This is a genomic window from Mesorhizobium sp. Root157 (assembly GCF_001427385.1).
GTDB lineage: Bacteria > Pseudomonadota > Alphaproteobacteria > Rhizobiales > Rhizobiaceae > Mesorhizobium.
On record NZ_LMGJ01000028.1, the window covers coordinates 1 to 6512 of the forward strand.

General features: G+C 52.7%; 5 protein-coding genes. 2 read left to right on the forward strand and 3 right to left on the reverse strand.

Annotated elements, in window-relative coordinates; genetic code table 11:
- From ASD64_RS14115 to ASD64_RS14125, 3 genes are all read right to left on the reverse strand, one after another.
- The coding region (locus tag ASD64_RS14115) for a formate--tetrahydrofolate ligase (protein WP_156460161.1) at nucleotides 1-352 on the reverse strand (352 nt) is incomplete at its 3' end.
- 288 nt (nucleotides 353-640) lie between these two features.
- The gene (gcvT, locus tag ASD64_RS14120; RefSeq protein WP_056106063.1) at nucleotides 641-1747 is read right to left on the reverse strand and encodes a glycine cleavage system aminomethyltransferase GcvT; all 1107 of its coding nucleotides are present in this window, start codon (nucleotides 1745-1747) and stop codon (nucleotides 641-643) included.
- Between the two features lie 394 nt (nucleotides 1748-2141).
- The gene (locus ASD64_RS14125) at nucleotides 2142-3137 is read right to left on the reverse strand and encodes a formamidase (protein WP_056106065.1); all 996 of its coding nucleotides are present in this window, start codon (nucleotides 3135-3137) and stop codon (nucleotides 2142-2144) included.
- A gap of 855 nt (nucleotides 3138-3992) precedes the next feature.
- On the opposite strand from ASD64_RS14125, the gene ASD64_RS20695 reads away from it, so the two are divergent.
- Complete coding sequence (locus ASD64_RS20695) at nucleotides 3993-5300, forward strand: P1 family peptidase (RefSeq protein ID WP_162249079.1); 1308 nt, start codon at nucleotides 3993-3995, stop codon at nucleotides 5298-5300.
- 45 nt (nucleotides 5301-5345) lie between these two features.
- Complete coding sequence (locus ASD64_RS14135) at nucleotides 5346-6500, forward strand: M81 family metallopeptidase (RefSeq protein ID WP_056106070.1); 1155 nt, start codon at nucleotides 5346-5348, stop codon at nucleotides 6498-6500.
- The last annotated feature ends 12 nt before the right edge of the window (nucleotides 6501-6512 follow it).

Below are 6512 nucleotides of genomic sequence, written 5' to 3' on the forward strand. Positions count from 1 at the left end.
GGGCATAGCCGCCGCCGGCAGCGCCACCCTTCATGCCGAAGTTCGGACCAAGCGAAGCCTCGCGGATGCAGATCACCGCCTTCTTGCCGATGCGGTTCAGGCCGTCGCCCAAACCAACCGTCGTCGTCGTCTTGCCTTCGCCGGCAGGCGTCGGGTTGATCGCCGTCACAAGGATCAGCTTGCCGTCCTTGTTCTTCTGCACCGACTTGATGAAGTCGGCCGAGACCTTGGCCTTGTCGTGCCCGTAAGGCAGCAAGTGCTCGCTCGGAATGCCGATCTTCGCACCAACCTCCTGGATCGGCTTCTTCTTCGCTGCGCGCGCTATCGAGATGTCGCTCTTTACTTCCGCCATGGGATTCTTCCTCGGCTGATTGTGGATTTGAAGGGCTATGGTCTTACTAGAAGCGGGGAGCGGCCCGTCCCGCGGCGCGGATGGCTCCATAACGACGCGTAAACGCTACACTTATCTCGAGGCGCTTGACCTAAGCTTGAATGGATCAGTTCACGAAGACACCCGGGAGAACGAAGTAGAAAATCTCATAGGCACGACGATGTCTGCCCGCGAGACTTCAACAGTGATTGCGGTCATCACCCTTGCCGAATCTTCCTCCCGAAAGAGGAAGATTCGGCATCGGGCAAATTACGCAAAGCTTTTCGTGCGAGTATCGCCGGGATCATACAACGGCATGACGGACAGCTTCGCGGAAGCCTTCTTGCCGTTTGCAAGCGCGATCTGGACATCCAGGCTGGGAACCGCATGGCCCGGATTGACGTAGGCCATCGCAGTCCCTCGCTTCCTGGTGGGTGAAAACGATCCACTGGTTACAGCGCCGACCTCAGCATCACCGACGAAGATCTTGTCTCCAGTCTCAGCCACGTCGCCGGACGGAATATCAAGCCAAACCATCCGCCGCTTTACGCCCTCGCGCGCGATTTTCTGCAAGGCGGCCTTTCCGATGAAGTCTCCTTTGGAGAACTTCACGGTGAACCCGATGCCAGCTTCGAAAGGATTGGTCTTGCGATCGTGATCCTTGCCCACCAGGAGATATCCCGCCTCCTGACGCAAGCTCTCCAGTGCGGCCTGGGCACATGGAACTATATTATGCTGCTTGCCGGCATTCATGACCAGGTTCCAGATGGTCGCCCCGTCTTTCGATGCAAAATGGAGTTCGAAGCCCGCTTCGCCCGTGTACCCCATGCGCGCAACCAGGCATTCGATGCCCGAGATTTTCGCCGGCCGGAAACGATAGTAGCCGAGCGTCGACAGATCGATGTCCGTCAACTGCTGGAGCACACGATTGGCCTTCGGCCCTTGCACGGCGAGCGTCGTATGCTCGTCGGTGACATTGGTTACCGTAACATTGTAGCTCTTGGCCTGTTTCGAGACCCATGCATAGTCGTCCTCGGAGCCGCTGATGATCATGTACTTGTTCTGGGCCATGCACCAGATGGTGCAATCGTCGATCATCAGACCGTTCTCGTCACACATGGCTGTATATTGCACCGAGCCTTCGGTCTTCTTGGAGAAATCGTTGGTTGCGAGCATCTGGATGAAGCCAAGCGCGTCAGGCCCTTCGACGACGAACTCGGCCATGTAATCCAGATCGCATACGGACACGCCTTCTCTCGTCCCCAAATGTTCTTGCGTGTGTCCGGCACCGTATTCCCAAGGCAGGTAGTAGCCAAATAGTTCAACCATTTTGGCCCCGTATTCGAGGCCGCTGTTGTAAAATGGAGTCTTTTTCATAGCGGGTTTCTCCTCCTGCTCCGCAAAACAAAAAACCCCCGACGGCGCTTCCGCGCCCGTCGGGGGCTTCAAATACCCCAATTCCATGCAGCTTACCCGCTGCACACCAGTCGTCTTATTTTCTTTGTTCGATTGTTGTCAAGGTATTTCTCAGAGCGCACCGACAGAGTCTGGAAAGCGCATTTGCTAGCTGATTGAACTCATTTTATGTAGGCTCTTGATTGTGCCTTATCTCGACGATTTCGGTCCTGCGGATTTGGACTTAGGTGTCTGGTAACTTTCTAGCAAACGCGCCACGCGGAAGGATCAAGTGATTCTACATTCCGTCATACCCGCCGCTCAATAGGGTTGTTCAGACGTCTATTGGGTATCACTGTTCGTGCCATGGCTGCTTTCAGGCGGACTCATAGCGGCGGTTAGGGAGCGCGAAACCGCAACTGGCACCATCTGTTATCATAACCTCGCTCTCCCACTGAAGAGCGTAACGACCATCAATCAAATCATGCATATACGTATACGGACAATCCTGGGCACCGTCCTTCACCGCGACAAATCCGCGGTGACCAAACTGATAGATGTTGTTCTCTACGCCCCATAGGCGTCGAGCCTCGTCGCATAGGTCTGGGCGCACTTCGGCCGTAATAATTTCATCTGGTATGCCATTGCCAGTCACGATCGGCTGACCATCAAAATTAACAATCATTCCTTCACCCATTGAATTGAAGGTGCCATCAGTACCTGCCATGCAAACACTGGCTGTATAAGCGAGGTTGCAAAAGGCATTCGCTTGATTGGTTATATGCCAAGCGTGACGGATCGGAGCCGTATAGCCAGCAGTGCGCAAAATGATATTCGCCCCCTTGTATGCCGATTCTCGAGCCATCTCAGGGAACATGCCATCATGGCAAATGATAAGGGCAAGTTTGCTGCCATTTGGTCCGTCGCAAACCGGGATTCCAATGTTACCTGGCTCCCATGGCTCCACGGGAACCCATGGATGCATCTTACGATAATAGAGCTGAATCTCGCCGTTATCATCGATGATAATCCCCGAATTATACGGGTTGCCGTCGGGGTTCATCTCCATAAAAGAGAAACACCCCCAAATCTCGTTGTCGAGACAAGCCCTTTTGAAGGCTGCTACCTCCGGTCCATCAAGCGAACACATAATTTCAGGATTGGTGTTCATTGATGCGCCATGTAGCGAATATTCAGGAAACACGACCAAATCCATCGATGGCATATTGTTGCGTGCCTTCTTGACCATGCTAACGATCTTGTCAGTCTGTGCGTTGAGATCCTTCTTTGTTGCTACATTCGGTAACTGAAGTTGTACGAGACCAAGTACGACACCATTCGGAGATTTATTAAGTCCACCAAGACCGCTCATTTCAATTCCTCTTCTTATATCGAGCAACGTCGGATTATTGGCGCACCGCTCATGGATTTTGTCGGCGATCAATTAGCGGCTACGCCAATTGCATCAGCAAGAACTGTGCGACATAGAATAGGTAGTAATGGATGTGATGATAGCTGATTAACGCGTCGGTTCAATGGTGCCGGCTACATTGAAATGAGAACTGTCGAATCTGCGCTTTGAGCTTGACGCATTTCATGGCATTCTGTTTCAAGCGGTGTTCCAGAATCCCCCCTCTTGGCCCGATGCCTATGCGTATCAATCCGCGAATCTTCAGGAAATTGAGGGCTTCCTGACTATGCCACATCTCGCCGAAAATGGATCGATCAATTGCTTTCCTGTAGCAGGCTGCAGCAACATCCTCTCCTTTTGCGAAAAGCCGTGTTCAGGTGTCCGAACTGCTGGCGAGTGGGTTTCAACAGTAGCTATCCTCATATTGTTATAATAGATACCCTTGATTGTACGATTTATCTCTGTAATCATCATATAGCTGTTGAGATATTTGAAAATAGAATTGCTGTCGACAGGACGGTGCGGGTTTGTCTACTCGCTTTGCGGCGGAGCATGATTGGACCGGATATGTTGGGAGTGGCGATAGACGCTTCCCGATCTTGTTCATCTGTATGGAATTGCCGTACTACTTACTGATTGAACAGAGCATAAATTTTATGTTGAGATGACATTCGCTTCTCGTCCAACGCGCTCTAACTGATTTGGGTAGGTTATGTATTCTGGAGACTCGATCCGACGCGGAAAAGTTCATGCCTCGGGTGGTTGCTGCCCGACTGGTAGTGACCCGAGGTTATAGATTAAGTGGAGGGATTCCCGTTGACCGACCAGGCAGACCTCGTTATTCGGACTGGACCGACAGGCTCGGTTCTGAAGTTTGATTTTCCCGGTATTCACATCGGGACTGCCGAATATCCTGAAGGCCCTACGGGCGCAACGGTATTCTGGTTTCCTAGTAAAGCTGTCGGCGCCGTCGATGTTCGTGGAGGTGCGCCAGGTTCCTATAATCTCGATTGGCTTCGCCAAGGACACGATTTTCCCAACCTCGATGCCATTACGATTTCAGGTGGTTCCTGGTACGGCCTTGGCACTGCCGCTGGTGTAGCGGCTGCTTTAAAGGACAACACTCATCGTTCCGGGCACTGGAATAACCTGGCCACGGTCGCAGGCGCTATTATCTATGACTACGGTCTTCGTAGACTTACTCCTTATCATCCTGATGACAGACTGGGGCGAGCCGCGCTGTCAGCCGCTAGGCCAGGCGTGTTTCCGCTCGGTGCCCAAGGCGCTGGTAGGAACACTATGCAGGGCGCTTATTTCGGACTTTGGCTTCATTCAGGACAGGGTGGTGCTTTTGCACAAGTGGACGAGACCAAGATCGCAGCCTTTTCTGTGGTCAACAGCGTAGGGGTGGTGGTCGACCGTTCGGGTGCGGTTGTCGCGGGCGCGCAACCCTTACCCGAAAGCGCCAAGCATATCGACAAGCTGCTCGCGCAAATTCCGAACGAGCTTTACTCTGATCGCAACTCTATCATGGGAAGGCGTCGACGGGTGGGCAATCCCACCAACACGACCATCAGCGTTGTGGTAACCAACCAAAAATTGACTTATGCCGAACTGAACCGTCTGGCCGTGCAGGTCCACACCTCCATGGGGCGGATGATACAACCGCTCGGCACGGTCAATGACGGGGACATTCTTTTCGCGGTATCAACGGCCGAGATAGAAAATCCGAGCCTTCATCCGACGGACTTGGCCGTCGTGGCATCGGAAACCATGTGGTCGGCAGTGTTGAACAGTATTCCCGACATCGACCCTTATAGGGCTACTGAAACCACGATCTTCGAACCGGCTGAACTGTCGCAGACATTCAAGTTCGGGACCGAAGGACTGGTCGAGATCCGTCAAACTGGAAACAGTCTCACTTTGAGGTCCGTCGGCGAGTGCAGCATTTTTGGGATTGAGCCTGGAGAAACGCTAGTTTCCGCAAGCCGTGAAGCAAACAGTTTCCTTTTCGCGAGCGAAATCCTGCAACGAATCGCCTTCAAGCGTGACTCGGATGGAAAGGTTATGCTCGTTCTGAATCCAGGGAATTGGCAGCAGATCGGAAAAATTCTCAAAGCGTAGCTATTTCTTTCCACGCAGAATTCTTCAACCAATGCGGCATCCGGGTTGGAAAATTTGATCGCGGAATACTACAGGGATCACTATATGAAACTCATCATAGCGCGCATAAGCCATGAAACGAATACATTTTCGCCCTTGAAGACTCCTATTTCGTCATTTTCTCCCGCTTGGGGCGCCCAGGCAAAAGTTGCAGCGGAAGGATCCGCTACCGCGATGGGAGCATTTCTGGACTTCGCAAAAACAAGAGATGCGATCGTTGCGACACCCGTATTCGCGACGGCGTATCCAAGCGGTATCGTGTGCGATGATGCGTTCGAGCAGATGGCGAATGCTGTCATTTTGGCTGTTCAGGGCGGATGTGATGGAATTCTGCTCGATTTGCATGGTGCAATGGTTACGGAAAGTTACGACGATGGTGAAGGCGAGTTGCTTGACCGTTTGAGGAGACTAGCGCCTAGCGTGCCTATTGGAGTCGCATTGGATTTGCATGCCAATATATCGCGGCGACTGGTGGCGAACGCAGATATCGTGATAGGATTTAGAACATATCCCCATGTCGACATGTACGAGACTGGAGAGCGGGTGGCCCGCTTATTTGCGCGCTTGTTGGATGGGGAAAGCCATGTCCGCAATACGTTCTGTCATATCCCACTTCTGGCTAGTACCTTGTGTATGGATACCCGTACGCCGGGGGCCATGAAACGTGCGCTGGACGCTGCCAGGGAGATGGAACGAAAAGACAAAATATTGGCAGTCTCTGTCTTTGGCGGGTTTCCGTTGGCGGATATCCCTGATGCCGGAATGTCAGTCGTCGTGGTTTCCGAATCCGTACCTGTGGGCGAGGCCGCTGCTGAGGCGATCGCCCGCGAGATTTGGGCCGCCCGAGCAAGTCTCATTTATGAGGAAGAGTCGCTGATTACATCTATCCAAAGGGCCCTCTCCTTACCTTTCAGCAAGGGGCCGGTGTTGCTGCTCGATCATGGCGACAATTGTATGTCCGGTGGAACATGCGATACGATGCATGTGTTGAAAAAAGCGCTGGAGATGGGAACTACCAGCGTTCTGGCTGGGCCTATAGCCGACCCCCAAGCAGTTGCTTTTATGGCGACGGCAGGTGTCACTTGGCACTTAATAATGAGAATGCCCATCCAATCATTTCAGAGGGTTGCTCCGGCACTTAATTTGATAACTGGCACGTAATTTGATAATCCA

Bases quoted from the DNA above. Each gene is read 5' to 3' on its own strand.
- ASD64_RS14125 (WP_056106065.1), bottom strand. From the start codon at position 3,137: ATGAGCGGTCTTGGTGGACTTAATAAATCTCCGAATGGTGTCGTACTT.
- gcvT (WP_056106063.1), bottom strand. From the start codon at position 1,747: ATGAAAAAGACTCCATTTTACAACAGCGGCCTCGAATACGGGGCCAAA.